Genomic DNA, 25,573 nt, shown 5'->3' with positions numbered 1-25,573 from the left:
CCCGCATCCTGCTGTTTGGAATAAAAGTTCTGCCGCAATAAAAGTTTTTCTGCCTTTATGAAGTTTTCAAAATACTATCTCGTTGCCTTTCTTTCTTTTGTAATATGGGGTTTTTTTAGTCTCGCTTTAAAACCTTTACATGAATATCCCTCGCTCGACATTCTTTTCTACCGTGTCTTTTTGTGTGCAATAATCATGCTGGTAATCACGCTTTTTGTACGTGTAAGTGTTTTGAAACAAAGTATTGCGTTTTTCAAAGCGATGTCGGCACCAGACAAAAAAAGTATTATCGCACGAACACTCGGTGGTGGTATCCTGCTGACAGCCAACTGGTTTTTCTTTATCTACGTAATGAATCATATAAGCGTTAAAGCGGCGTCTTTCGCTTATCTAGTGTGCCCCATTCTAACAACGGTTATAGCTTTTTTTGTATTGGATGAAAAATTAAGCAAGTGGCAGTGGACGGCTGTTATGTTGAGCCTAATCAGTTGTTTGTTGCTGTCGTTCAATAACATAGCTGACGTTGCATACAGTATGATCGTAGCTTTATCCTATGCTTTATATCTGGTTACTCAGCGCCGGAATTTTGGTGTGGATAAATTTCTTATCCTTACTGTGCAGATCGTTTTTTCCGCATTGATATTGTTGCCATTTTATCCGGTCTACAGTGCAGCTTTGCCGCAGGATGCTACTTTTTATTGGTTTATCCTGCTCATTGCCGTACTTTTTACAATTATTCCGCTTTACATGAATTTGTATGCCCTGCAGGGAGTAACGTCTTCTACAATGGGCATCTTGTTATATATCAATCCGTTAATGAATTTCAGTATTGCTTTGCTCTACTTTCACGAACCGATCAATACTTTCCAGATTGTAGCTTATTCGCTGATCTTAATTTCCATTGTCGTGTTCAACGAGCGGCTTATTTTTAAGAAGAGAAGAGTTGTGGCAGGATGATTATATTTGCGAATCTCTAAGCTGAGGTCGGCTGATTTATTTTTCAAAAAATCATTAACGGATGTACGTAAAACGCTATCTGTCTCCTCTTATCGTATATTACTATTCCTGGCGAATGGTGTTATTGTCACTTTTTACCGGAATCGTGGCAATTTTTGTATATCAATATTTGGGATGGCATTGGGTTGCGATTCCCTGGCTGCCGGTATCTCTGGTCGGTACAGCCACTGCTTTTTTTGTTGGTTTCAAAAATAATCAATCCTACGACCGTACCTGGGAGGCAAGAAAAATCTGGGGAGCGATAACCAATCACAGCCGCTCGTTCGGAGCCGCAATCCGCGCATTTACGGGTTATGACCTGTCTTCATTTCCCGAAAGTCAGTCGGATATAAATACAGAGATCAGGGTTATTTTTTACAGGCACATCGGATGGCTTTATGCCCTTAAAAATTCGATGGCGCAGCGGACGAGCTGGGAGCATGTCGATAAGGCCAGTAAACGTCAGCGGGACGCTTTACACAAAACGTTTGAAACTTTTGATGACGAGATCGTCAGATACTTGTCTCCTGAGGAGGTAAGCTGGCTAAAAACAAAGAAAAATATGCCTGCCCAAATACTCGATCGCCAGTCGCAGCACATTCTTAAACTGCGTCAGCAGGGACTGATTGATGCTTATCAGCATGTTGAACTGCAAAAATTAATTGCCTCATTTTATGATGAGCAGGGAAAAAGCGAGCGGATAAAAAATACCCCTTTCCCGCGCCAGTATGCTACTACGTCGACGTTGTTTATATTTATTTTTATGACGCTTCTACCTTTTGGTCTGCTGACTGAATTTCTGGAACTGGGAGAAAAATATATGTTTCTTCTGATTCCATTTAACCTGATCGTTTCCTGGGTTTTCATGTTTATGGAATATACCGGCGACATCAGCGAAAATCCATTCGAAGGTTTGTTAAATGACGTACCTGTGCAAAGCATTGTCAGAAATATCGAAATAGATATGCGGGATATGCTGGGTGAAGATGAGTTACCGGGAAGGGTTACACCTATTTTTAACGCCTTATTTTAAGATCCGGACATAAACATAGGAACGGATAAATCCGCTAAAATGGCTGTATTCAAACATTTTATGAAAATGGCCGGTTTCGAAATAGGGGTCTGTGGGTGTGAGTGCTGATGCTTCAATGTCAGATACAATCCTAAAAAAAATCAGCATCACTTTTAGCAAGAGTTTTTGCCACCAGCTGCTTTGATTTTTATCAATAAAAAAATCGGCAAACAGCCATTTTCCATGCCTGTCAAGCATTCGGGACAGATTTTCGAAGACAAGTGAGATTTTTTCTTCCTCAAAGTTATCGAATAAAAAAGCTGTGAAAATGATGTCGTACTGCTTTGTGGTAACGAAGTCTTCAATCGCGGCATTAATAAAATTAACCTGATTTTGTCCGGTATTTCGTCTTTCAGCCAGCTGAATCATTTTTTGTGATATTTCTACATAAGTGATCGAAAGTCCTGACGAATGAATTTTTGATATTTCCTCCAGAATCCAGCCGGTTCCGCCACCGGCTATGAGAATTTTGCTTCCCGCAGGAATATGCTGTAAAAGACAGGTTTGCGATGATATAAGCTGGCGACCGAAAATGACCCTGCTAAGCCAATCATAGTTGCCTGCAATGTGATCATAATTATTTTTCATAAAAGTGTGTGTGTGATCTAATCCATATACCTCATCAAAACCATTCCAGAAATACCGCAAATCGCTTTTACCAACAACAATCCGTCAATTACGATCAGATAGTATAAGATCCTTTTAGGTCGTTGTAAAGAGTAGGCGACAAAAAGTAAACTTAGAAAAGGGATGAGATTAAAGGCAATGGTGAGGGGTTTAAAGTTTTTGTAGTGTGTGAAAATTAAAAGAGATAGGACCCCAATCAGTAAAAGCGGGATGATGACATAAAATATTGTTTTCCTCAAACCAATCCTTACGACAAAAGTTTTAAGTTGTTTATTGGCATCATCTTCGTAATCTTTGATATCAAACATGATGGCGTTGACGGTACAGAACATCCAGTTTTTTATAAAAAGCCAGAGCATAAAACCCGGATCTGCTATGTAAATTCCATGTTCAATCCGGAGCATCGTTACCGGAAGGATGTTCACACAGCCAGCCCAGACAAAACCGATTACAAAAGCTTTAAACCAGCCTGTATTTCGTAAGTTGAAGGACGAAGGAAGTAAGCCATAATATAAAACAGCGGCAAGTGGAATGGTGGAGAGCATCAGCCAGTAGGCCAAGGGCATCGAAAAGATTTCTGTATAATATCTGAAAAAGATAACAGATACTGAAATCAGGCAGATCAGGAAAAGTATTTTTTGGCTTTGCTTAATAAAATCCCGATGATTACGGTACCATTCTGTTCGGGGATTGGCTGATACGGCAGAACCGGCCGCTCCGGAATACGCATAAGTATAGTACATTACGGTTGCTGAAAACAACAACACGTAATATACCGGAGAATTATGGGGAAACTCTAACTGAAATACGGTTTCAACGGACAGCGCTACTGCCAGCAGGCCAACAAAATAATTGGCAAAAAAAACGAATTGAATAATTCTTGAACCCATTCAAAGTAGAAAAGGCCAATTTACAAAAAAAGGACGTCAGCCACCCAACAGGTTTTTCATATTAAGTTAAGCAAACTCATACTCCACTTTTGAAGGATGAATATCTGATTTAGATGCATTTAATATTTCAATACCTACCAAAAGCCCATCGGCGCTATAGTCAAGGATGACCCCTTTTTTATCTTCGTCTGACTCAGCTACCATTAAATTACTTAGCCGAATCGATAAAATGTCAGTTTCTTTATCATATTTCACTTTCATAGATACTTGTTAATTTTAGATGTTCGATAAGCTGTTTTAATCAAGTTAGGAATTTTGTCTGGGTTTACAAAAACCCGGTATAAGAAATCCGCACCATTCCTGGTTAAGACTTTTTGATAGATTAAATGCTCGTTTTCTTCTTTGTAAATTGCATCCGGATCATAAATAACTTCCATTATTTCTTCAGCAGAAATCTCCCGAATAAACATTTGCTCCAGAGCATGAGTCGAAAATTTGAAATGAGAACGGTTTGCCATAAGAACGCTTTGTTCTTCGACTGCTTTATGACGCAACCGTCACTTTTTGCTGCATATATTCATAAATCGACCTTACAGTTTTCAGTTTTGGGTAATCTTCATCCGGAATACTGATTTTGAACTGATCTTCCATTTGAAGTACCAGGTCAACGGTGTCCAGACTATCAAGCCCCAGATCGTGCGTCAGACTGGCGTCGTCGGTGATTGATGAGCCGGGTAGGCCTGTTGTTGCAGATAATAAGGTACGAAGTTGCTCTTTCATTTTACATGGTTTAAGATAAATTTTGCCGGAAAGTTTTCCTGTAAAGTTTAATTCATGCACTTAGTCGGATATGATTTAAGATCTGGTGTTAACTGCCAACGGCAAAACAGACGCAATCTATATGACTATACCGCAAATCTTTTGTTCTTGTGGCAGGAAGTTATTAACCGGAGTATTCTTTAGGTAACATTGGTATTTTTGGTGGATTGAGTTTTAATATTTTGTTATAATATAAAATGGCCAAACGGATTTTATAATTTCGGGCAGAAAACAAATCTTTTCAAACCATTTAATCTATGAAAAAATTATCCTGCTTTTTTGTGCTGGTCATTTTGCTTTACGGTAATGCCAGTATTGCACAGAAAAAAGATCCGGTTGTGGACGGTATCGTTAAAGAGGCGACAGAAAATTCGCAGCTTGAAAAACTGGCACATGAACTTATGGACGTGATCGGCCCGAGGCTGGTGGGTACGCCACAAATGCAGCAGGCGAATGACTGGGCTGTTGCCAAATACAAAAGCTGGGACATCTCAGCAAAAAATGAAAAATGGGGTGAATGGCGTGGATGGGAACGAGGTGCTTCACACATTGACATGGTTTCGCCAAGGGTGAAGTCACTGGAAGGTATGCAGCTGGCATGGAGCCCGGGAACGGGTAATAAAGCAGTCGTTGCAGAGGTGGTAATTGTTCCGGATCTGGCGGATTCTGTTGCTTTTCAAAAATGGCTGCCAACGGCAAAAGGGAAGTTTGTCATGATCAGCATGAACCAGCCAACCGGCCGTCCTGACTACAACTGGCAGGAATTCGCAACGAAGGAATCTTTTGACAAAATGAAAAAAGATCGCGATGCATTGACTGAAGCATGGACAAAACGGATTGCTAAAACAGGACTTAATGGCCGCACACTTCCGGTAGCTCTGGAAAAAGCAGGTGCTGCGGGGATTGTAATGTCTTATTGGTCGAAAGGGTTCGGTGCCAATAAAATCTTCGGTGCCAATACTAAAAAAATTCCTACCATTGATATTTCACTCGAAGATTATGGCCTTTTGTACCGGCTTGCAGAGTCGGGGCACACACCAAAAATAAGCGTGCGTGCAGACGCAAAGGACATGGGCGTTGTTCCTACTTTTAATACAATTGCTGAAATAAAAGGAACCGAGAGACCGGAAGAATATGTAATCTTATCTGCCCATTTTGACTCCTGGGACGGCGGAACAGGTGCTACGGATAACGGAACTGGCACCATCGTGATGATGGAAGCAATGCGTATTCTGAAAAAAATGTATCCTAATCCAAAAAGAACAATTTTAGTTGGTCACTGGGGAAGCGAAGAGCAGGGATTGAACGGCTCACGTGCATTTGTCGAAGATCATCCTGAAATTGTAAAAAATATTCAGGCCTTATTCAATCAGGATAATGGTACCGGAAGAGTTGTAAATATGAGCGGTCAGGGTTTTCTTAACGCATACGACTATCTGGGACGCTGGCTGTCCAAAGTTCCTGAGCCGATCAGAACACCAATCGAAACACGTTTTCCGGGCGCTCCGGGTGGGGGCGGATCTGACTTTGCTTCTTTTGTTGCAGCGGGTGCTCCTGCTTTTTCACTGAGTTCTTTAAACTGGTCTTATGGAACTTATACCTGGCACACCAACCGCGATACGTATGATAAAATTGTGTTTGACGATGTGCGTAACAACGCGATCCTGGCTGCAATTCTGGCTTATCAGGCGAGTGAAGATCCTGTAAAAACTTCCCGTGACAAAAGCGTACTGCCGCTTAATTCAAAGGGAGAGCCGGGTGTTTGGCCTGAAATAAGGAAAGCAACCCGCAAAGGGGGAATTGACTAAAATTGACATCGTTATTAACAAGCCTGACGTCATGGATCTTAAATGGGTTCCGACGCCAGGCTTTTTAATTTTGGTAGTGTGGATTTAGCTATAAATCATATCTTTATGCATAATTTAAATTTTATGCGCACTATTCTTCTTCTGATTCTTCTTCTTGTTGTCACCTGCGTTTTTGCTCAGAAAGACGCACACCTGCTACCTGGTTTTATTGATTCCCCAGCCAAAGCAAATTTCTCCACGGCCGATATCTCAGCCATGGAACGGGAGAGTCATCAGAAACTTTTCAATGCACGTAACATGGCAGCATTGACCAGTGCTTCTACGAATTTTGATATAAAATATTACCGTGCCGAATGGGAAGTCGACCCTGCCGTTAATTACATAAAAGGTAAAGTAACTGCATATTTCGTTATCACGAGTCCGGCTGTCAGTATCACTTTTGATCTGGTTAATTCCCTTTCTGTTACCCAGGTTTTACAAAGAGGGGTTCCGCTTTCGACATCTCATACAAACGATGCTTTACAGATAAATTTTCCTTCATCTATATCCATAGGTACGCTGGATTCTGTCAGCGTTATTTATGAAGGCGTTCCGCCAAGTTCAGGAAACGGTTCTTTTATTATTTCTTCCCACGGAAATCCGGCGATACCGGGAATGTGGACGTTAAGTGAGCCTTTCGGAAGCCGTGACTGGTGGCCTTGTAAAAACGGTCTGGAAGATAAAGCCGACGATGGGATTGATATTTACATCACCCACCCCGACATCTACAAGGCAGCTGCGAACGGTTTACTGAAAAGTATAAAAGCGGTTGAAGGAAATAAAAGCCGTACACACTGGAAACATGCTTATCCAATAGTAAGTTATCTGGTCTGTTTTGCCGTTACAAATTATACGGTTTTAAACAATAGTGTTTCCCTTGGTTCGGTTAATTTACCCATGCAGACTTTTTGTTATCCTGAAAATCTTAATTCGTTTCAGGAAGGGGAGCAGTACGCTTTGGACGGTCTGCAGTTATATAGCAATATTTTTGGCACTTATCCCTTTGCCGAAGAGAAGTATGGTCATGTGCAATTTGGCTGGGGCGGAGGCATGGAGCATCAGACAAACTCCTTTATTGTAAGTTCTAGCGAAGTTCTTATAGCTCATGAATTAGGGCATCAGTGGTTTGGTGACAAGGTTACTTGTGGGAATTGGGAGGATATCTGGCTTAGTGAAGGTTTCGCAACCTACCTGTCCAGTATTTATATGGAAAATAAATATCCGCTCACCGTCCGGTCAACACGGGCTACCGACATTAGACTTATTACCGATTCGCCGGATGGTTCGGTAAGGGTAGATAATGTCACAAATATTAGCCGCATCTTTAATTTTAGGCTCAGTTATAATAAAGGATCGCATTTGTTGTATATGTTGCGCTGGATTTTAGGTGACGCTGTATTTTACACTGCGGTCAGAAATTATCTTAATGATCCTTCATTAGCTTATAATTTTGCCAAAACAGAGAATCTGAAACAACATCTCGAATCAGCCAGCGGGAAAGATCTTACCTATTTTTTCAATCAGTGGTATATTGGACAAGGTCATCCGTCTTATCAATTGGAATGGTCGGCTTCTGGCAATGTGGTTCAGTTTAAGTTAAATCAAACAACTTCACATTCTTCCGTTGCCTTTTTTCAGCTTCCGGTTCCTTTATTGTTTAAAAACGCAGCAGGACAGGAAAAAATGGTTATTGCCAACAACACACAAAACGGACAATTCTTTATTGAGGATGTTGGTTTTCTGGCAGAGTCCGTTACAATCGACCCAGACTATTGGCTCATTACCCGCAATAATACGATTACTAAAATTTCAGGTCCTCTTCCGGTAACTTTTACTTATACCAAAATCAACTGCAAAATAGAAGGACCGGAGGTTAGCTGGCAAACTTCACATGAACTCAATTCTGAATTCTTTGAAATACAAAAAAGTGCGGACGCCATCAATTGGGAATCAATTGGTATGGTAAAAGCAGCGGGAAATAGTACGGAACTTAAAAGCTATGCTTTCCTGGATCAAAATGTCAAAAATGAACGGTCTTATTACCGAATCCGGGAATTTGATCTGGACGGAAAAACGCAGCTTACAAGAATTTTACAAAGTAGCTGTTTTGATAAAACGTCACAGGAAATCTTTATCTCTCCTAATCCTGTTGAGGATTATTTAAGTCTTACGGTTCCAAAAGAACAGGTTACCTTTTTTCGTTACAAAATCTTTAATCTGAGCGGTGAGTTGCTATTAAATGGAAAAATTGCAAACCAGAATCAGTTGAAAGTATCTCATTTACCATCAGGGATTTATGTCTTACAACTGGAATCGGGCGATAATCCAATCATTAAATCTGTTAAATTTATAAAACGTTAATTCCCATCCGGTTTAACCGTTTTTACCAATGGACTTAGCGGAAAATTAAAATCCGAATAACTGTCCGGATGTGCGGGATAATAAGCTGGCAGTCCTGGAAGCAGATAGGAAGCAAGGTCAGAACCTGTTTTTTTAATTCCTTCAATAATACATTTGGCCAGCTGGTATGCACCGTAATTGGTGAAGTGCGTGTTGTCCTTAAAGGCTTCTTTTTGTCCGGGAAAACTGTTTGCAGCAAAATGAACAAAAGCTTTCTTGGAGTTTTCCTCTCCCATAGCTTCCCAAAGTATTTTACTCATAGCATTGAGGTCGATCAGCCCTACGTTTTGCTCTTTGGCAGTTTGCCGCATTGCTTCGGGAAAGTCGCCAAGTGTATTGATGATGTGGCCGGTCGAATCAAAACTTCTTCGATGCATCGATGTTACCAAAACAGGAATGCCTCCTTTTGCTCTGGCTTCATTAATAAATTTTTCGAGCAGGGCTTTGTAACCCACAAAAGGAAGCAGATCTTTTTGTTTCTGGTCGTTATGTGCAAATTCAATAAAAAGGTAATCTCCCTTTTTCATTTGCGAAAGAATCTTGGATGAGCGCTTTGCACCAAAAAAACTGCGAAGGGATTCTCCTGATTCAGCGTAATTAGCAACAACAACCGACTTAGATTGAAAAAATCTGGGAATCATTTGTCCCCACGACGCAAAAGGTTCAATGGCCTGGTCAACTACGGTTGAATTACCTGCAAGGAAAATGGTTTTTGCTGTTTCGTTTCTGGTAATTTCCAGCGCACATATTTTGGGCTGTTTTCCGGTGAACTCGAATGTAAGCTGGTCGTCCCAATGTAAATAATCGAACTCACGCGGCTTCAAAGTTATTTTTTCGCTTGCATTAATCTGCGGTGTTCTGACATTTGCTGTGAAAACGGAGGTAGCAAATTCACCGGTTTTTGTATTGATATTTTCGAGCATCAACCTTCTGCATTCAACTTTCATGGTTGTTTCAGATGTGCCGTTTTCATCCCCGGTAATCAGTTTTACATCATAATTTCCCTCTGGAATTTTGACTGAAAAGAAAAAAGCAGAATCCGCCGTAACATAGTCAGACTGCAAATTATTTTTGCCTTTGCCATTTACACTTCTAACGACCGTTCCTGGTAAAAAACCAAAACCTTTGGCAGCGCTGTAAAGCATTTCAGGCGTTACCTGTACATATCCCTTCTCGACTTTTCCAGTTCCAAAATCAAATTTATGACTTTGCGCAAGAGCGAAGTGTGAACCGGTAATCAGGCAGGCCAGTAAAAAACGCCTACTTTTTTTGCAGCAGTTGAACAGAACTATCATTGATTTCGAAGGACTTGTTATTTAGTAAGTTTATCACTTCTGCGCCAGCCATAATCACCGGCCCGTAACCATGAGCTGCAAAAGGACTGATGGGACGATGGAAATAAAATGCCGGATCAAAGCCCATTCCGGTTCCGACACAGGTTCCTTCAACCTGTCCTTCTTTGTTAATTTTGGTGGAAACTGCGTTCCAGGCAAGCAGTGTCATTGGCGCATAAGCAAGTCCATCTACCCAGCCATTGTTAATCGCCTTGGCAATAGAATACGCATAAATTGCCGTAGCGGAAGTTTCCAGGTAAGAATCATTGCGGTCGAGCAGCTGGTGCCAGAATCCGGAACCTGATTGGTAAGATGCCAGCCCTTTGATATGTGCCTGAAGCAAAGCAAGTATTTTCGGACGACCCGGGTGATTGGCAGGAAGTACATCCAGCAACTCCACTTTTGTAAGGATTCCCCAGCCGTTGGCGCGTGCCCAGTGAAACTGCGGATGCTCGGTCATACCTTCTACCCAGCCATGCATGTAAACGCCTTTGCTTTTGTTAAACATACGTTCAGATATTTGCAAAACCTGTTTTACCGCCTCATCATAGTATTTTTTCTCGCCTGTCAGTTTACCCATTTGAGCCAAAGCAGGTACGGCCATAAACAAATCATCAAGCCAGATTGTATTCGGCTGCGGACGATTCCGGGCCAAGGTTCCGTCTTTCAGTTTATGTTCTTTATTAAGAATGTAATCGATATGGCTGTTGATCAATGGACGGAAATCTCCTGGTGTGCCTGCCCGCGTTGCCTTGATCATAGCCGCACACATTGCACCGCAGTCGTCCAGCGCGTGCGGGTCAACGAGCCCGCGTAAGGGTCCGGCAGTTCCCCAGTCGGCATGCTCCTGACTCGTTTTTTTGAAAAACGGAACCGACTCAGCTATAAATTTTAATCTGGTGTCAGAATATTCCTTAAACTTTGGGTCACCTGTGGCTTTGCTTGCCAGCAACATGGCCGAATAAGTAACGCCCCATTCATAGCTCACAATCCGGTAATCGCCTTTTTGTAATGCCGTATTCTGGTCAATTTTAGTAAGGTCAGTAACCGGTTTTCCTGTTTTGGAATCTACAAAAGCTGTTGGTGTTACCTTATTCAGATAAGCGTGTATCCGATCCAGGTCTTTAATTATATTTTCTTTTTTGACGATCCCGTAAGGAACAGGGTAGTCTGGTTGCAAAAGATGAAGAGGCGTATTGGAATCGTTGGCTTTCGTCTCATTTCTTTGCGCAAAACCTGCCGTGGTTAAGGCCAGTAATCCGGAAAGAACCGAAGTTGAGATGATAGGATTTGAGAAAAATTTTGCGGCCATGTCGGGTTTAATTAGTATCCATGTAATATCTGCAAATATGTTGTTTAAAAAAACACCTGCACTCCCGTACTCACCTGCCTGCTTTTCTTTCCTGAAAAATATTTAGAAAATGCCTTTACAATTTCTAGCTTTGGTTTTTCTCAGAAACTAAACAGCACCATGCATATCAGTCAATTACAGGAAGCGGATGAGCAAACACTTCTGCTTCGTGCCTTCGTTCAGGGAAGTGAACCGGAAAATCAAACGATGTTCAAAGGTGAAAAAGGAGAAATTTGGTGGTATTCATCAAAGGAATTATGGCTTGGTTTGGGAAAGGAACCAAAGGCCTCTTCACTCATAAAAATATTCAGATCACTTTTTTTCAAAAGAAAGGACCGCTGGCCCGATCAGATTACACTCGATACCAGAAATTTCTTGCCTGAATGGATTGAAGTTGCGATCAATGGAATAATGCTCGGAGGATATGACCTGCAGCTTTACAAAACGGATCCCAAACCACTCAGTACTTTTTTTGGAGAATCAGGCAAATTGCTGATTTTAACTGATTCAGAATCTGATGAGGTGAACATTGCGATAAACATTGCCGCAAAAACGGCAGCAGTACAAACGCGCATCATGGATCTGATGAACGCGCCTGGTAACTATAAAACACCAAAAAGGCTGGCTAGCTGGGCTGTTGAATCCGGAGAGAAAAATAACTATAAAGTTACCATTCTAGAAAAAATTGATCTGGAACAAATGGGCATGCATGCTCTGCTCGCAGTAAGTAAAGGCAGCGATGAACCGCCTGTTATGATCGTGACCGATTATCAACCTGAAGTTTATCAAAAGACAGTTGCACTGATAGGCAAAGGCGTCACTTTTGATACCGGTGGGATTTCTCTAAAAACTTCGGCAAACATGCATCTCATGAAAAGTGATATGGGGGGCGCCGGCGCTGTACTGGGAATGGTAGAACTGGCTGCTCAGCTGAAACTGCCGGTACGTATCATTGGCGTAATTCCTTCAACGGAAAATTGCGTGGATGGCTCGTCCATGAAACCGGGTGATGTGATTGGTTCTTATGCAGGGAAAACCATTGAAGTGATTGATACGGATGCGGAAGGAAGGTTGATTCTGGCTGATGGGCTAAGTTATGCAGTGAAACAGTTTAATCCGGATGTTGTGATTGATCTGGCAACTTTAACAGGTAGCGTCATTCAAACGCTGGGATATGAAGCTGCGGGACTGTTCACACCAAATGATAAACTGGCAAATGAATTAAGTATTGCCGGTGATGTTACCGGTGAAAGACTTTGGCGTTTACCGGTTTGGGATGAATATAAAGAAGAGATTTCGTCGGATATTGCCGATCTTAAAAACTATCATGGAAAGCCGCTTGCGGGAGCCATTGTGGCCGCTAAGTTTTTAGAGGTTTTTACAGATTCTCACACTGCATGGGCGCATCTGGATATTGCCGGAATGGCATTTGGCGACAATGAATTTGCGCCCGGCCGTGCAGGAACAGCTTATGGCGTAAGGTTGTTGCGAGCGTATCTGACTTCGATTATGGAAGATAATTAACAGCAACACAGTTAATAAATAATGATTTGTCAGGAAATTAAGTTTTACTTTTCTTGACAAATTGGTTCTTTTGGTTAGATTTGAGAAAGTAAGTTTTTCCAAAAACAGGGAATGGAATTTACACATTATCCATCGACATCTTTTTTATGAGCCGGACGTTAACCTTTCTTTGCATATCGACTTTTTTTAAAGGAAACGATTTCCTGAAAGCCTGCAAAAATGCAGGAAATACGGTATTTCTCCTGACAGCCAAAAAACTGGAAAGCAAACCGTGGGTGCGGGAATCCGTGGATGAGTTTTTTTATGTTGAAGAAGGGGAGGATGGAACTTACAGCATGGACCAGATTATTACAGGCCTGGCTTATGTGATGCGTACACGCCCTGTCGACAGAATTGTGGCGCTGGATGATTTTGATGTGGAGAAAGCATCACATTTAAGGGAGTATTTCCGTATTCCGGGCATGGGACAAACCACCGGCAGATATTTCCGGGACAAACTCGCTATGCGCACCAAAGCCGCCGAATCCGGCATTCTTGTTCCGGGATTTTCTGCACTTTTTAATGATGATGAAATTAATCGTTTTATTGAAAAATATCCGGGACCTTGGATGATCAAACCACGTTCGGAGGCTTCGGCTACGGGCATCAAAAAAATGCATCATGTGGACGAGCTCTGGGAGACAATACACAGTCTGGGCGATAAACGACATGCTTATCTGGTGGAGCAATTTAAGCCGGGTGACGTCTACCACGTCGATTCGATCTCCTACAACAGCCGTGTAATATTTTTATGGAATAGTAAATACCTGGCTCCGCCATTTGATGTTGCGCATGGCGGCGGCATTTTTCGTTCAGTTACCGTACCTTTTGATTCTGCTGAGGAACACGCACTTGAAACGCTGGCAGTAGATTTGTTAAAGGCGTTCGGACTAAGGCACAGTGCATCGCACACAGAGGTAATTCGCTGTTATGATGATGGCAAATATTACTTTCTCGAAACATCTTCCCGCGTTGGCGGAGCAAACCTTTCCGAAATGGTGGAGGCGTCCTCGGGCATTAACCTTTGGAAAGAATGGGCCAAGATGGAAACGGCGGAAGCAAAGGGTGAAGACTATAAATTGCCGCCGGTCAGGAAGGATTATTCAGGAATTATTATTTCGTTAACCCGTCAGGAATGGCCGGATCTATCCGTATTTACTGATCCTGAAATTGTGTGGAGAATGAGCGAACCGTACCATATCGGCCTGGTTGTTCGTGCAAAAACCCGGGAAAAGGTAATGGAGCTCTTAGATAGTTATGCAGAAATTATTCAAAAGGATTACCACGCATCAGCTCCGGCACCTGACAAGCCAACACATTGATTTACAGTCTATTTTAGTGTAATTTTATTTTAATTAAATTTAAACGTTAATCTAATACTTTGTCAAATACGTAATTAAGTAAGTTTTAAAATATAAGCTTTTAAGCATCCGGGTTGTCAGTGCATTTTCAATCCGGATGCTTTTTTTATTGTCCAATCCATCTCTAACTTAAATCTTTATGCTCAATTTTACGAAATTACTTTGCGTATTTATGCTTGCCGGTTTGGTTTTGTCAGGCTGTAAAGACAAGGAGGAAGTTGATCCTGCCGATACGGTATCTTACGACGGAAAATCATATGATCTGGCAAAGGGATTTATGCTTGATTACGGACAGCTTGGTACCGGACAAGGTCACAATATTGATCTCTATCTGGCTTCATCCGAAATTATAATCCACGAAAAGGCTGGAATGCCGGATTCAACGTCAGGAAAAGGACAGCTTATATTTTTTGAAATGTTTAGCTCAGTTCCAAATAGTCTGGCACCGGGAACTTACAATTTTGATGCATTACAAAGCGCAGTGGCTTCGACTTTTGACTTTGGCGAAACACTGTTCAATGCTAACTACCAGACCGGAACAGGAGAAATATATAGAATAGTTTCAGGCAAAGTAATCGTCGAAAAGAATAAGGATATTTACACGATTACCTTCGAATGCGTGGATTATTTGGGCAAACCAATCAAAGGATTTTACAAAGGGGCATTGAAGTATTATGATGCACGTTGAGGTGTCTAATTTCAGTTTAAAACATAAAGACAAAGCCCGCTGATCCTGGATAGCGGGCTTTGTCTTTTCTTATTTTGTTATCTAAAATTATGGAAGCTTAAAAGCCTGTCTTCCGATAAGCAGCCAGTTGCCTTTTACTTTTTGCCAAACCATAAAAACGCCAAGTTTTGCCACACCAGGTTCTTTTCCCTTGTTGTGCGTATCTCCCATCAGGTTATGACGTACCATGGCCACGTCGCCAGAGATTGTGATTTTCTGCTCGCTAAGATCTATTTTGGTAAAATGAGATTCGCCGCTAACAATGGCGCGGATAAACTCTTTTTTGTCTTCCAAAAGTGCATTAGAATGTCCGTAGCTAAGATTCGGAGCTGTTAGTTTATTTAATTCTGCTTCATCTGCGCTAACGATCGCAGCACGTAATTTTTCTACCGCAACTGCAACTGCTTTTTCGTCGCTGCTTTGTGCAAAAGTCATAACACTCGCCAGCAACATCAAAGCAGCAAATAAGAATGTTTTTTTCATTTTTAAGGTTTTACAGGTTTTGAAATACACCGGAAAGATAATCATAAATCGGTGTGAAAATAAGCTGGCAATGTTTACTAAATATTTACCTGTTCCATTTTAGGTGCAAATAAATGCATCACCCCCCAAGCTACCAGATACGCACAGCCGCAGATGATGAAGATGATGTTGTAACCAGCTCCGATATTACCTAACGCTTTATAATTATCTAAAATAATACCCACCATAAGCGGAAACAGAATCCCGCCAACTGAGCCCGCCATTCCGCCGATTCCTACAACTGAGCTTACTGCCTTTTTAGGGAACATATCCGATGCAGTTGTGAAAATATTCGCACTCCATGCCTGATGCGCCGCTGCTGCAAGACTGATCAGAAATACTGCCTGCCAGATGTTGGTTGTATACTGAGCAAGCATAATTGGCATAACCAAAAGGGCAAAAATGAACATCGATGTTTTTCTGGCGCGGAAAATCGGCCAGCCTTTTTTAATCAGATAACCTGACATATAACCACCGCCGATGCTGCCAATTGTCGTCGCCGTGTACACGATAACAAGTTCCAGACTGGGTTTGGAGAGGTTAAGTTTAAATGCTTCTGCAAAATAAGATGGCAGCCAGTAAAGGAAAAACCACCAGATCGGGTCCGTAAGCATTTTACCAAAAACAAAAGCCCAGGTCTGGCGAACTTTGAAAAGATCAAGCCATTTAACCGGTGCTTCTTTGCTCGTATCCGGCTCGTTATCGCTGTGGATGTAAACAAGCTCAGCTGCGTTAGCACGGGGCTGTTTAGATGGAACTTCGTAATATCTCCACCAGAAAAACAGCCAGATAAAACCGACAGCTCCGGTAATGAGAAAAGCTTCCTCCCAACCGTAGGCACCCAAAATCCAGGGAACCATAATGGGAGCAACAACCGCACCGATATTTGCGCCCGAGTTAAAGATCCCGGTTGCCAGTGCACGTTCCTTTTTGGGAAACCATTCAGCTGTTGCCTTAATCGCAACAGGAAAGTTACCCGCTTCTCCAAGACCCAGCAGGGCACGCATGAAGCCGAAACTAAAAGTGCCGGTTGCAGCTGCGTGTAGAACAGCCGCAATACTCCAGACAACCACGGAAATAATGTACCCGAGCTTCGTTCCAATCCTGTCTATAATTGCCCCAAATCCGATAAGGGAAACCGCATAAGCGGCTTGAAATGCCATGACGATATGGCTAAAATCGGTTTCTGTCCAGCCAAATTCAGCTTCCAGAGTTGGTTTAAGTAAGCCAAGCACCTGCCTGTCCAGATAATTGATGGTTGTTGCGGCGAAAAGCAATGCTACAACGCGCCAACGGTACTTCGTCATTTGGTTTTCCATGTAAAAAGGTATTCGGGTTAAGCGGTAAATGTTAAGATTCGTATTGAACCGGCTGGATAGATTGTGCTTTCCACGCGTATTCGTTTTGTTCGAGAAAGGTTTTAAGTGCTTCCAGTGCGCCCCTGGTTTTGATGGCATCCAGATAAAGGACGACACTCTCGACAGTTGTCCCTGTTTTTGTCAGATCTTTTCCCCAGATAAAAGGATCTTTCATGATTGCGTATACCATTTCCGGCAGGGAATTCATTTGCCATTTTTGATGAAAATAAGCCGCACGTGCATCCTGAATAAGATAGTAGGTGCCATTTGCAAGTCCGTAATAATGATCCCCGTCTTTTCTGGCCGGTTTCATGAAATAGATGTATGCAGCAAAACCAAAGGTAATGTACTCCGGATTAGAAAGAGATTGTTTTTCGTATTGCAGAAAAACCGGCATAACCCGGGAAAGTATCTTAGCCGAGTAGTTGGAAGTTATACTTAGCCATTTATGCTCAATGTTGGGATTTCTGAACCGGTCGAGTACCATTTTTCCGAAATTATAAGCCACTTCGGGTTCTATCGGATAAGGAATGGCTGATGCAATATCGTTTTCTAAAAGATGGCCCAGATAACTATTGAAAAGCGGATTTTCCATAGCTTCAACAACCGTTGTGAAACCGCACAAATGAGCAAGTCCGCCGCCGAGTGTATGTCCGCCGTTCAGTAAACGCAGTTTTAATTCCCTGTAAAGTTCGATATCCGGCTGAACAACAATTCCGTCGTCGATATCAGCGAAAGATAATTTTTCTCTTACTTTTTCATCACCCTCAATCGCCCACAAATGATAGTGTTCGGCGGTGATCATCAGCTCATCCTGATACCCGAACTTCTCTTCCATTTGATTTTTTGTGGCATCATCCGGTTTACCCGGTACGATGCGGTCTACCAGTGAGTTGCAAAATGAATTGCTTTGTTCAAGCCAGTCGATAAATGCACCTTCGAGGCCGTTACGGTGGGCGAGTTCCAGTACAATCGATTCGAGTTTGGAACCGTTTTCTGCAATTAATTCTGTTGGGATAATAACCAGACCGTGTTCTGTACTGCCACCAAAAGCAACATAACGTGCATACAAAAATGCAAGTAATTTGCCCGGAAAGGATACGGGCGGCCATTGGTAAATGTCATCCTGAACAAGCTGTATTCCTAATTCGGTCGTGTTTGAAATGACAATACTGATCGCAGGATTTTTGGCAAGGTCTAAAATGAGGGACCACTGCGTTCTTGCAGAAATAACACGACTGATGGATGAAGAGATAACATTCTCCTCTACCGGTTTTCCGTTTTTAATTCCCCGGCTGCAAATGGTGTAAAGGTTATCCTGTCTGTCAAATGCCTTTAAATCACCTTCATCGGTAGATTTTACAACAACAATCCGGCCGTTAAAGATGCCATTACGGTTTGCTTTGTCAATATAATAATCGGCCAGTCCGCGAAGAAAGGCGCCTGTTCCAAACTGGAGAACCTTTTCAGGCAGCTTAAAAATATCATCTTCCGGCACCACCACTGAGGAGTGCCCGCGTAATTGTCGGAGAGTTTCACGGAAAAGATGATTCATAATTCAATTCCTTATCATGGTTAATATATTTTTCTATCGCCTACTTATTCACAGTCAGCCAGGCGGGAAATTCTCTTGTCAGCAACTTTTCAGGCCAGGTTCCGTAATAGGCGTAACCTATTCTTCTTTCATGTTCAATTTCACTCAGGCTTGTTTTTTTGATTCCGTCACGACCGCAGAAAAAGGTTTTTCCCGTTTCCAGATCATAAAATCGTCCCCAGATTTTAGATCCTGGCGAAGCGACCAGCACAACATCTTTTCCTTTTGGCAGAGATGGAGCGTCAATTCTTTCGGTTTTAAAATCTATGATCGTTGCAGAACTTAGCCAGGCAACAGCACCTTTTACTGCTTCCTTTACCTGATCTGACGGATTTTTGACTTCCATTAAAAACCTGGTGATATCAACGCTTTCCGCAGCACTGAAAGAAGGCAGTTCGTAAGCGCGTGCTTTGGCAGGCAGGTAAGTCAAATGATCATGCTGTGCACACCAGACTGTCATTTTTCCATTGATCCGGATTTGTGTTTTTAAAATACAAGAAATACCTTTTTCAACTGCCAGACCGGATTGTTTTTTCAATTCAGGATCAGTTTTATCAAATCCGTTTTTACTTTCAGAAACATCCTGCAAAACCCTCAGCGCATTGAGCATCGCGTTATCGTTATAGGTAATGTGTTTTCGGTAACCACTTGTGTCCGGGAAAAACTGAGGAAAGCCGCCATTGGCATATTGCATTTTCAGCAGGTAACGAATACCCGTTTCTGCTGCATCCAGATATTTTTTATTTTGTGTTTTGTCAAAAGATTTAACCAGATACCTTATCTCACGGGAAGTTGCGTGGTTGTCAATGGTTGCGTCAGGTGCGTTGAAGCCTGCTTTAACCCGTTTAATGAAATCGGTACTCCAGGCATTGTCGTAATCGTAGGCTTTTGTATCAATCTGTTTGGGCCAGCCTCCGGAAATTCGCTGTGAAAGCAGCATTTTTTCAGCAGTTGTATCAATTGCAGCCGAAGATGTTTTAGCAAAATGATTCTTGCCAACACAGTCCGTTGAAGGATAAACTGTTGTTATACAGAAAAGGCAAACCGACAGATACAAAAGGTGTTTCATAAACTGCTATTTTACGGTTTGTTTTAGCAACCACTCTGCCAGGTCTTTTCCTGCTTCAAAATTTTCAAAAGTTGTGTCAATACGACGGCCGTCGGTATACTCATTGTACAGCCACGGATCGCCCACCGCGAACACAGTTCCCTTGCCGTATTTAGAAACGCCAAAAATGATGTCACCGTGATCTGTTAGTGCAGATTTGGCCGGCGGAGTTAATGCCAGTGGTGAAAGTTCTTTGATATAAATCTTGGAAGCGTTTTTAAATATTGTTTTGTCACTGGTAGGAATATCAAGTCGTCCCTGTTCAAATTGTAATCCCTGCACCATGTTACGGTTGCGGCTGGTAAACTGGATTCCAAAAACCTTGGCAAGCTGATTGAAATGCGGTATTTCACAATTGGCAGTGTCGTTTGCCATCAACATCAGAACCCCACCTGCCTTTACCCATTTTTCAATTTCTGCAATATCTTTTGGCTGAATAAAATTTGGGTTCGCTGTTTCCTTTTTGGTGTCGGGATCAACAATAATGTAAACATTTACGCCTTTCAGATTTTCGGCGGTAGGGGCGGCCGGAATTGAAACGGTTTTTGCGCCCAGCTCGCGAAATGTATTTCCCCAAAGCCAGAATCCCGAATGCTGACGATCTTCCCAGGTGTAGTGAAACGGTTCCTGTTTACCATTCGCTTTTTTTCTGAACTCATGGTTGAAGTAATAATCCAGTGCTACCTTTTTTCCTTTGCCCACTGCATTTTCAGTTGCGATTTCCATTTCAACACTTGCATAGATAAACGGCCCTACACCTTTTAAATCATTTTTTCTGATCGGCTCGCTGAGATAATATTCATAACTTCCGTCGCGGTAAGGTGTTCCGCCAAGTCCGCCTACACTCACGGTTTTATTGATACTGATCAACCCGTCGGCTTCTTTTTCAATGAAAGTTTTCAATATGCCGTCATAACCTTTTTTAGCAGTAGCTGCATAAGTTGCAGGAATGTAGCCCAACCGGGAGGCTTTGGCCAAAGCGTAAACAAACATGCAGGATGCAGAGGCTTCCAGATAATTTCCTTTTCGCGTTCCCTGGTCCACAATCTGATACCAAACGCCAGACTGTTTATCCTGATATTTCGCCAGCACCGGAGCCAACCGGTTGATATAACTGATCAGTTCAGCTCTTTTAGGATGATCTTTCGGGAAGTAATCGAGTACTTCAACAATGGCAACGGCATACCAGCCAATGGCTCTCGCCCAAAAATGTGGTGAACGGCCCGTTTTTTTGTCGGCCCATTGCTGTTCTTTACTTTCGTCGTAGGCGTGATAAACCAGCCCGGTTTTTTCGTCAACTGCGTATTTTTCGATCAGCTCAAACTGTTTTGCGATATCATCAAAATGTTCGGGGTGATTAAAAAGCATGCTGTATTCTGCGGCAAACGGTTCTCCCATGAACAGGCCGTCAAGCCACATCTGGTTCGGATAACGTTTTTTGTGCCAGTAACCACCTTCTTTTGTGCGGGGTTGTTCTGAAAGTTGCTTCCAGAGCAGGTCGGCTGCTTTTTTGTATTTTTCTTTATCAGGCTGAGTTTGCTGATACATGGTCAGTAAAGCTCTTCCCGGGGGAATGTTGTCAATGTTAAAATCATCAAATTTGTAGGTACGTATGCTGCCGTCTTCCTTCACATATTGATCCAGGTCTTTACGGATATATTCGAAATATTTGCCTTCTCCTGTCCGGTACCAAACTTTTTCAATCGCTTTCAGCATCAATCCCTGTTCGTAATCCCAGCGTGCAAAAGTGTTTTTTCCAACCAAAATAGAATCTTTGTTTCTGGCAATAAATGAATCAGCCATCCTTCTCGACCAGGGAAGATCCTGAGCAAATGAGGATGCTGACAACAGAATCAGGCAAAAAAGAAAAACATAACTTTTAATAACAGCGGAGATCTTATTCATTATTTAATCATTTGTTAAAACAGAGGCTCGGCAACAGCCGGCTCTGCCGTCGGATATTTTATTCTTAGCAGGGCTGAAAAATCTTTGTCGAAAATTTCTTTATTTCACAAAATCTTCACGCAGCGGATTAAAGATGTCGATCAGTGTTCCGGCTTCCAGACAAAGTGCCCCGTGTGTTAGATTCGGCGGGATGTAATATCCGTCTCCGGCTTTCAAAATACCTCTTTTATCTCCGATTGTCATTTCAAAAACACCGCTTTCAACATAACTCATTTGCGTATGATAATGACTGTGCAATGTTCCTATTCCGCCGGTCTCGAAGGCAACCTTGACCATCATCAGGTTATCGTCATAAGACATGATTTTTCGCTTTAAACCGCCGCCCAGATCTTCCCAGGCTATTTCTGAATCATTTATAAATTGTATTCCTTTTTGGTCCATTATAAATTGTGGTTTCAGTAGCTTTTCATTTTGGTACGCTCACCTTTCCGACTACTGGTTAATGATGTTTTCTACATGTATCAGGCAGCCCTGCGGCCAATTGTATTACTTTCTGCTTAAAGCTTTTGATGACGCATTTCCTCCGAACTCAATACTTTTCTTTGCTTTTTTATCATCGGTATTTAAAAGCTTTATTGACTTCGAGCGGTCACCGGTGATGTTTAAAAGCAGGTCGCGGTTATCAGAGTAGGTAATCCCATCCATGGTTACATTACTGCTGTTCTGAATCTGCATCACTGTTTTATCTTTGGTGAAAAGCGATACATTTTTGAGGTTGATATTTTCTCCTTCGATGCAGATAAAACCTTTGTTGGCTTGCATAACTGCATTTTCTATGGTAATATTTTTGATGTTCATTTCCGGTAAACCACGTACCATAATCCCTGTTTCTGCACCTTTGGCTACTACATTACGAATATGGAAATTCTGAAATTGCGGAGTGCCTGCATTCACCGGCTCTGATTTCATAACTGGTAATTCATTTTTTTCGCCCGGCTGAGGAACAGGATCTTTGGCCATGTAGTACATGTCAAACAGGATTGCCTCTCCCGGAATGTTGGTCATGTTTATATCTGAAACAAAAATATTTTCAACAACTCCACCTCTTCCGCGGGCTGTTTTAAAACGCAGACCAACATCCGTTCCAAGGAAGTTGCAATTTGTGATATACAGGTTTTTAACGCCTCCGGACATTTCACTGCCAATCACAAACCCACCATGACCGTGGAAAACGGAGGAGTTTTGTACGATAATGTTTTCAGTCGGGACGCCGCGTTTACGTCCTTCTTCGTCCCTGCCTGATTTAATGCAGATCCCATCGTCACCGACATCAAACGTGCAGTTATCGATTAATCCAAACCGGCAGGATTCCAGATCCACACCATCTCCGTTTTGTGCATACCAGGGATTTCGTACGGTCAGATTTGTAAGCGTGATGTGCTCGCAGAGCATCGGATGAAGGTTCCAGGCGGGAGAATTCTGAAAGGTTACGCCATCGAGCAGGATCTTTTTACAGTTTGTAAAACGCACCATATTTGGGCGAAGAAAATCTTTGAACGGGGCAACGTTGTCGAGATTATAACCGGCAGCAATATTGCCTGCTCCTTTTGTGTTGTTACCAAGCAAAGATTTTTCAGAGGGGTACCAGGTCGTCTGGTCTTTTCCTAAAACACCACCGGAAGCTACCAGTTTTTTCCATTGCCCTTCCGTCAGTTTTTCTTTTTTAACCGAACGCCAAACCTGCCCTGCACCATCCACAATTCCGCCTCCGGTAATGGCAATGTTGCTGACATCGGCAGCGCTGATAGGAGATTGGCAGCGAATGGCATCCAGTCCTTCCCAGCTTGTTTTTACAACAGGATAATCGTCATAATTATCGCTGAATTGCAGTAAAGCGCCTTTTGAAATATGCAGGTTTACATTGCTTTTTAGGACGATCGGGCCGGTAAGCCAAAAACCGTCCGGAATAAGTACTGTTCCTCCGCCTTTTGAAGAGCATTCGTCAATCGCTTTGTTGATGGCAACTGAATTCAGGAAAACACCGTCATTTTTCGCTCCGTATTGGGTAATGTAAAAAGTATCTTTTTTGAAAACAGGCTGCTGTACTTTCGGTAATTCATAAAAGTATTTATCTGTTGTACCAAAATGTTTCAGGTAGTTTGCAAGATCAAAATTCTGTTTTTTTATATCCTCAGCAATCAGGCTGGCCATTACTGAAGCTCCATATTGGGAAAAATGCGTATCATCTACAATTCCGTTTGGAAATTTAGTATAAAACCCACCTTCCAGATGCATAAACATTGCCTTTGAACCTTCGGGTCCCAGGGACGTAATTGCTTCCCGGCTGGTTGCATGCAGGTCGATCATGGGAACTTTGAGCTCTTTTGCAACTGCTTTAACTGCGGAAGGATAATCGCCATGTGTATCAAAAAAAACACCTTTTTCATCAAACCTTCTTCGCATTACAGGTGTGATCAAAACCGGTTTACCTCCTTTGGCGCGGGTTTCGTTGATGAATTTGATCAGATTTTTTTTGTAATCTGTATTGGCGGCGGCGTAACGGCTGGTGTCTTTATCTTTCGAATCGTTGTGGCCGAACTGGATAAAAACCCAATCCCCGGATTTCATTTCTTTCAAAACTTTTGTCCAGCGACCTTCCGTGATAAAGCTTTTCGTACTTCGTCCATTCAATGCGTGATTCTGAACCGTTACTTTTTCGCTTTCAAAGTAATCCTGTAAAATCATTCCCCAACCGGTTTCAGGCGCATCACCCGGTGCCTTGTTGGCAAGTGTAGAATCGCCGATAAGAAACACCTGAATTTTATCAGAGGCAGGTTTGAAAGCAGAGAGTAGAATGAAAGTAAAAAGGAACAGTTTTTTCATGCAATTGGCTTATTTCAATATTTATAATGCAGGGGTGAGATACCAGCTTAAAGGCTGGTTGACGAGTTTAGGATATATAATTATAATTATCAAATAATAAATTGTGTTTAATTGCGCAATCGTTGTCGGGAACGTTGCCGGAAGATAGGATGTCAGTGAGAAACGTACCAAAAAATCCATTTACCCGAAGCGGCTCCGGGCTGGTGGTTATAGAAAGGAAGAAGATGTTGAGCTGAAATTTGTATTATGTTGGGATCAGCGTAGCATAGCAACCACAAAAAAGCCGAACAAGGCAAAACTCATCCGGCTTCTACATAAAATACTTTAAAATAACTATCTCAGATCGCTGATCGCTACAGCATCCATATCCGTGTAGTCTTTGTTTTCGCCAGCCATTCCCCAAATGAATGAGTAATTGGAAGTGCCACATCCTGAATGTATTGACCACGGTGGCGAAATGATTGCCTGGCGGTCGGCAACGAGTAAATGCCTGGTTTCAGAAGGTTCGCCCATCAGGTGTAAAACACGTTGATTAACAGGTATATCGAAGTAGCAGTAAGCCTCCATACGGCGGTCGTGTACGTGCGATGGCATGGTGTTCCATACGCTTCCTGTTTGTAACACGGTTAAGCCCATCACGAGCTGACAGCTTTGGATGCCGTCGAGATGTATGTATTTATAAATTGTCCGGTGATTGGATGTTTCCATGCTTCCAATCGTGACCGGTGTGGCATCTTCTTTTGTAAATAAACGGGTAGGGTAGGTTTGATGTGCAGGAGAAGAAAGCAGATAAAACGCAGCCGGATTAGCAGCATCATTGCTGGTAAATGTTACTTCTTTTGTTCCTTTTCCTATGTAAATGCAACCCAGTTTGGTGATTTCAAGCACTTCGCCGTCGGCTGTCACTTTACCGTCACCCCCAATATTGATGATCCCGATTTCTCTTCTTTCAAGAAAATAACTTGCTTTAAGCGTGTCAAAGGTATCCAGTGTAAGCGGACCATTTGCCGGAATGGCTCCACCGATCATTACCCTGTCATAGTGTGAGTAGACAAATGAAATTTTGTCGGTCTCAAATATATTTTCAATTAAAAAATTCTCACGCAAAGTGGCGGTGTCCATCTGGGAAACCTCTTTACGACTACTTTCAAATCTTATTTGCATGGAGATTGTGGCTTCTGGCCTTTCTTAAATCTGTTTACTTTAAACTAAAAAC

General features: G+C 42.2%; 22 protein-coding genes. 7 read left to right on the top strand and 15 right to left on the bottom strand.

The annotated features are described in order from the left end of the window. The first annotated feature begins 57 nt into the window (after positions 1-57). On the top strand, positions 58-957 hold the full coding sequence (locus E0F88_RS10420; protein ID WP_131958170.1) for an EamA family transporter: 900 nt from the start codon (positions 58-60) through the stop codon (positions 955-957). 61 nt (positions 958-1,018) lie between these two features. Further along, positions 1,019-2,029 (top strand): bestrophin family protein, encoded by a 1,011-nt coding sequence (locus E0F88_RS10415; protein WP_131958169.1) that lies wholly within the window; start codon positions 1,019-1,021, stop codon positions 2,027-2,029. Here E0F88_RS10415 and E0F88_RS10410 read toward each other — a convergent pair. The 5 genes from E0F88_RS10410 to E0F88_RS10390 all read right to left on the bottom strand — a co-directional run bounded on the left by E0F88_RS10410 (position 2,021) and on the right by E0F88_RS10390 (position 4,365). Then, positions 2,021-2,656, bottom strand: coding sequence for a class I SAM-dependent methyltransferase (locus tag E0F88_RS10410; protein WP_131958168.1), 636 nt, complete (start codon positions 2,654-2,656; stop codon positions 2,021-2,023). The two genes, E0F88_RS10415 and E0F88_RS10410, sit on opposite strands and share 9 nt — an antisense overlap. A gap of 17 nt (positions 2,657-2,673) precedes the next feature. Then, a complete protein-coding gene (locus E0F88_RS10405) occupies positions 2,674-3,585 on the bottom strand; it encodes a UbiA family prenyltransferase (RefSeq protein WP_131958167.1) in 912 nt (303 codons plus the stop codon). Positions 3,586-3,651: 66 nt separating this feature from the next. Beyond that, positions 3,652-3,846 carry a DUF2283 domain-containing protein gene (locus E0F88_RS10400; protein ID WP_131958166.1) on the bottom strand — a complete coding sequence of 65 codons (195 nt, stop codon included), beginning with the start codon at positions 3,844-3,846 and terminating at the stop codon, positions 3,652-3,654. Then, positions 3,843-4,103 carry a DUF4258 domain-containing protein gene (locus E0F88_RS10395; protein ID WP_131958165.1) on the bottom strand — a complete coding sequence of 87 codons (261 nt, stop codon included), beginning with the start codon at positions 4,101-4,103 and terminating at the stop codon, positions 3,843-3,845. The genes E0F88_RS10400 and E0F88_RS10395 overlap by 4 nt, the downstream gene beginning before the upstream one ends. Positions 4,104-4,128: 25 nt before the next feature. Then, positions 4,129-4,365 (bottom strand): acyl carrier protein, encoded by a 237-nt coding sequence (locus E0F88_RS10390; RefSeq protein WP_131958164.1) that lies wholly within the window; start codon positions 4,363-4,365, stop codon positions 4,129-4,131. A gap of 296 nt (positions 4,366-4,661) precedes the next feature. Here E0F88_RS10390 and E0F88_RS10385 point away from each other — a divergent pair, with 296 nt between their 5' ends. Together E0F88_RS10385 and E0F88_RS10380 are read left to right on the top strand one after the other, a co-directional pair. Continuing rightward, entirely contained in the window at positions 4,662-6,212 is a 1,551-nt protein-coding gene (locus tag E0F88_RS10385; protein WP_131958163.1) for a M20/M25/M40 family metallo-hydrolase, read from the top strand. A gap of 123 nt (positions 6,213-6,335) precedes the next feature. Then, positions 6,336-8,612 (top strand): M1 family metallopeptidase, encoded by a 2,277-nt coding sequence (locus E0F88_RS10380; RefSeq protein ID WP_165940033.1) that lies wholly within the window; start codon positions 6,336-6,338, stop codon positions 8,610-8,612. On the opposite strand, the gene E0F88_RS10375 is transcribed toward E0F88_RS10380, so the two are convergent. Together E0F88_RS10375 and E0F88_RS10370 are read right to left on the bottom strand one after the other, a co-directional pair. Next, a complete protein-coding gene (locus tag E0F88_RS10375; RefSeq protein WP_131958161.1) occupies positions 8,609-9,946 on the bottom strand; it encodes a rhamnogalacturonan acetylesterase in 1,338 nt (445 codons plus the stop codon). The two genes, E0F88_RS10380 and E0F88_RS10375, sit on opposite strands and share 4 nt — an antisense overlap. Then, positions 9,912-11,297 carry a glycoside hydrolase family 88/105 protein gene (locus E0F88_RS10370; protein WP_131958160.1) on the bottom strand — a complete coding sequence of 462 codons (1,386 nt, stop codon included), beginning with the start codon at positions 11,295-11,297 and terminating at the stop codon, positions 9,912-9,914. The genes E0F88_RS10375 and E0F88_RS10370 overlap by 35 nt, the downstream gene beginning before the upstream one ends. A 159-nt stretch (positions 11,298-11,456) precedes the next feature. On the opposite strand from E0F88_RS10370, the gene E0F88_RS10365 reads away from it, so the two are divergent. The 3 genes from E0F88_RS10365 (at position 11,457) to E0F88_RS10355 (ending at position 14,948) form a co-directional block, all read left to right on the top strand. Then, a complete protein-coding gene (locus tag E0F88_RS10365) occupies positions 11,457-12,860 on the top strand; it encodes a leucyl aminopeptidase family protein (protein ID WP_131958159.1) in 1,404 nt (467 codons plus the stop codon). Positions 12,861-13,006: 146 nt separating this feature from the next. Beyond that, positions 13,007-14,221, top strand: coding sequence for an ATP-grasp domain-containing protein (locus E0F88_RS10360; protein WP_131958158.1), 1,215 nt, complete (start codon positions 13,007-13,009; stop codon positions 14,219-14,221). 178 nt (positions 14,222-14,399) lie between these two features. Further along, positions 14,400-14,948, top strand: coding sequence for a hypothetical protein (locus E0F88_RS10355; protein ID WP_131958157.1), 549 nt, complete (start codon positions 14,400-14,402; stop codon positions 14,946-14,948). 87 nt (positions 14,949-15,035) lie between these two features. On the opposite strand, the gene E0F88_RS10350 is transcribed toward E0F88_RS10355, so the two are convergent. The 8 genes from E0F88_RS10350 to kduI all read right to left on the bottom strand — a co-directional run bounded on the left by E0F88_RS10350 (position 15,036) and on the right by kduI (position 25,521). After that, complete coding sequence (locus tag E0F88_RS10350) at positions 15,036-15,470, bottom strand: nuclear transport factor 2 family protein (RefSeq protein ID WP_131958156.1); 435 nt, start codon at positions 15,468-15,470, stop codon at positions 15,036-15,038. A 77-nt stretch (positions 15,471-15,547) separates the two neighbouring features. Further along, on the bottom strand, positions 15,548-16,816 hold the full coding sequence (locus tag E0F88_RS10345) for an MFS transporter (protein WP_229213725.1): 1,269 nt from the start codon (positions 16,814-16,816) through the stop codon (positions 15,548-15,550). 43 nt (positions 16,817-16,859) lie between these two features. Continuing rightward, positions 16,860-18,422 carry a tagaturonate reductase gene (locus E0F88_RS10340; protein ID WP_131958154.1) on the bottom strand — a complete coding sequence of 521 codons (1,563 nt, stop codon included), beginning with the start codon at positions 18,420-18,422 and terminating at the stop codon, positions 16,860-16,862. A gap of 40 nt (positions 18,423-18,462) precedes the next feature. Continuing rightward, a complete protein-coding gene (gene pelA / locus E0F88_RS10335; protein WP_131958153.1) occupies positions 18,463-19,530 on the bottom strand; it encodes a pectate lyase in 1,068 nt (355 codons plus the stop codon). A gap of 6 nt (positions 19,531-19,536) precedes the next feature. Beyond that, positions 19,537-21,474 (bottom strand): glycoside hydrolase family 88 protein, encoded by a 1,938-nt coding sequence (locus tag E0F88_RS10330; protein ID WP_165940032.1) that lies wholly within the window; start codon positions 21,472-21,474, stop codon positions 19,537-19,539. A gap of 99 nt (positions 21,475-21,573) precedes the next feature. Then, a complete protein-coding gene (locus E0F88_RS10325) occupies positions 21,574-21,915 on the bottom strand; it encodes a cupin domain-containing protein (protein ID WP_131958152.1) in 342 nt (113 codons plus the stop codon). Positions 21,916-22,020: 105 nt separating this feature from the next. Continuing rightward, complete coding sequence (locus E0F88_RS10320; protein ID WP_131958151.1) at positions 22,021-24,357, bottom strand: glycosyl hydrolase family 28 protein; 2,337 nt, start codon at positions 24,355-24,357, stop codon at positions 22,021-22,023. A 333-nt stretch (positions 24,358-24,690) separates the two neighbouring features. Further along, entirely contained in the window at positions 24,691-25,521 is an 831-nt protein-coding gene (kduI, locus tag E0F88_RS10315; protein ID WP_131958150.1) for a 5-dehydro-4-deoxy-D-glucuronate isomerase, read from the bottom strand. Positions 25,522-25,573: the final 52 nt, after the last annotated feature.

Source organism: Dyadobacter psychrotolerans, from assembly GCF_004349265.1.
Taxonomy (GTDB): Bacteria; Bacteroidota; Bacteroidia; order Cytophagales; family Spirosomataceae; genus Dyadobacter; species Dyadobacter psychrotolerans.
Note: the sequence above shows the minus strand (reverse complement) of the source record. Positions and strands in the feature narration are given on the sequence as shown.

What these genes read in the sequence shown, in the direction of transcription:
- E0F88_RS10400 (WP_131958166.1), bottom strand. Translation starts at nt 3,846, where the DNA reads ATGAAAGTGAAATATGATAAAGAAACTGACATTTTATCGATTCGGCTA.
- E0F88_RS10370 (WP_131958160.1), bottom strand. Translation starts at nt 11,297, where the DNA reads ATGGCCGCAAAATTTTTCTCAAATCCTATCATCTCAACTTCGGTTCTT.
- E0F88_RS10390 (WP_131958164.1), bottom strand. Translation starts at nt 4,365, where the DNA reads ATGAAAGAGCAACTTCGTACCTTATTATCTGCAACAACAGGCCTACCC.
- E0F88_RS10330 (WP_165940032.1), bottom strand. Translation starts at nt 21,474, where the DNA reads ATGAATAAGATCTCCGCTGTTATTAAAAGTTATGTTTTTCTTTTTTGC.
- kduI (WP_131958150.1), bottom strand. Translation starts at nt 25,521, where the DNA reads ATGCAAATAAGATTTGAAAGTAGTCGTAAAGAGGTTTCCCAGATGGAC.
- E0F88_RS10395 (WP_131958165.1), bottom strand. Translation starts at nt 4,103, where the DNA reads ATGGCAAACCGTTCTCATTTCAAATTTTCGACTCATGCTCTGGAGCAA.
- E0F88_RS10355 (WP_131958157.1), top strand. Translation starts at nt 14,400, where the DNA reads ATGCTCAATTTTACGAAATTACTTTGCGTATTTATGCTTGCCGGTTTG.
- E0F88_RS10365 (WP_131958159.1), top strand. Translation starts at nt 11,457, where the DNA reads ATGCATATCAGTCAATTACAGGAAGCGGATGAGCAAACACTTCTGCTT.
- E0F88_RS10340 (WP_131958154.1), bottom strand. Translation starts at nt 18,422, where the DNA reads ATGAATCATCTTTTCCGTGAAACTCTCCGACAATTACGCGGGCACTCC.
- E0F88_RS10415 (WP_131958169.1), top strand. Translation starts at nt 1,019, where the DNA reads ATGTACGTAAAACGCTATCTGTCTCCTCTTATCGTATATTACTATTCC.
- E0F88_RS10380 (WP_165940033.1), top strand. Translation starts at nt 6,336, where the DNA reads ATGCGCACTATTCTTCTTCTGATTCTTCTTCTTGTTGTCACCTGCGTT.
- E0F88_RS10350 (WP_131958156.1), bottom strand. Translation starts at nt 15,470, where the DNA reads ATGAAAAAAACATTCTTATTTGCTGCTTTGATGTTGCTGGCGAGTGTT.
- E0F88_RS10320 (WP_131958151.1), bottom strand. Translation starts at nt 24,357, where the DNA reads ATGAAAAAACTGTTCCTTTTTACTTTCATTCTACTCTCTGCTTTCAAA.
- E0F88_RS10325 (WP_131958152.1), bottom strand. Translation starts at nt 21,915, where the DNA reads ATGGACCAAAAAGGAATACAATTTATAAATGATTCAGAAATAGCCTGG.
- E0F88_RS10410 (WP_131958168.1), bottom strand. Translation starts at nt 2,656, where the DNA reads ATGAAAAATAATTATGATCACATTGCAGGCAACTATGATTGGCTTAGC.
- E0F88_RS10360 (WP_131958158.1), top strand. Translation starts at nt 13,007, where the DNA reads ATGAGCCGGACGTTAACCTTTCTTTGCATATCGACTTTTTTTAAAGGA.
- E0F88_RS10405 (WP_131958167.1), bottom strand. Translation starts at nt 3,585, where the DNA reads ATGGGTTCAAGAATTATTCAATTCGTTTTTTTTGCCAATTATTTTGTT.
- E0F88_RS10345 (WP_229213725.1), bottom strand. Translation starts at nt 16,816, where the DNA reads ATGACGAAGTACCGTTGGCGCGTTGTAGCATTGCTTTTCGCCGCAACA.
- E0F88_RS10385 (WP_131958163.1), top strand. Translation starts at nt 4,662, where the DNA reads ATGAAAAAATTATCCTGCTTTTTTGTGCTGGTCATTTTGCTTTACGGT.
- E0F88_RS10420 (WP_131958170.1), top strand. Translation starts at nt 58, where the DNA reads ATGAAGTTTTCAAAATACTATCTCGTTGCCTTTCTTTCTTTTGTAATA.
- pelA (WP_131958153.1), bottom strand. Translation starts at nt 19,530, where the DNA reads ATGAAACACCTTTTGTATCTGTCGGTTTGCCTTTTCTGTATAACAACA.
- E0F88_RS10375 (WP_131958161.1), bottom strand. Translation starts at nt 9,946, where the DNA reads ATGATAGTTCTGTTCAACTGCTGCAAAAAAAGTAGGCGTTTTTTACTG.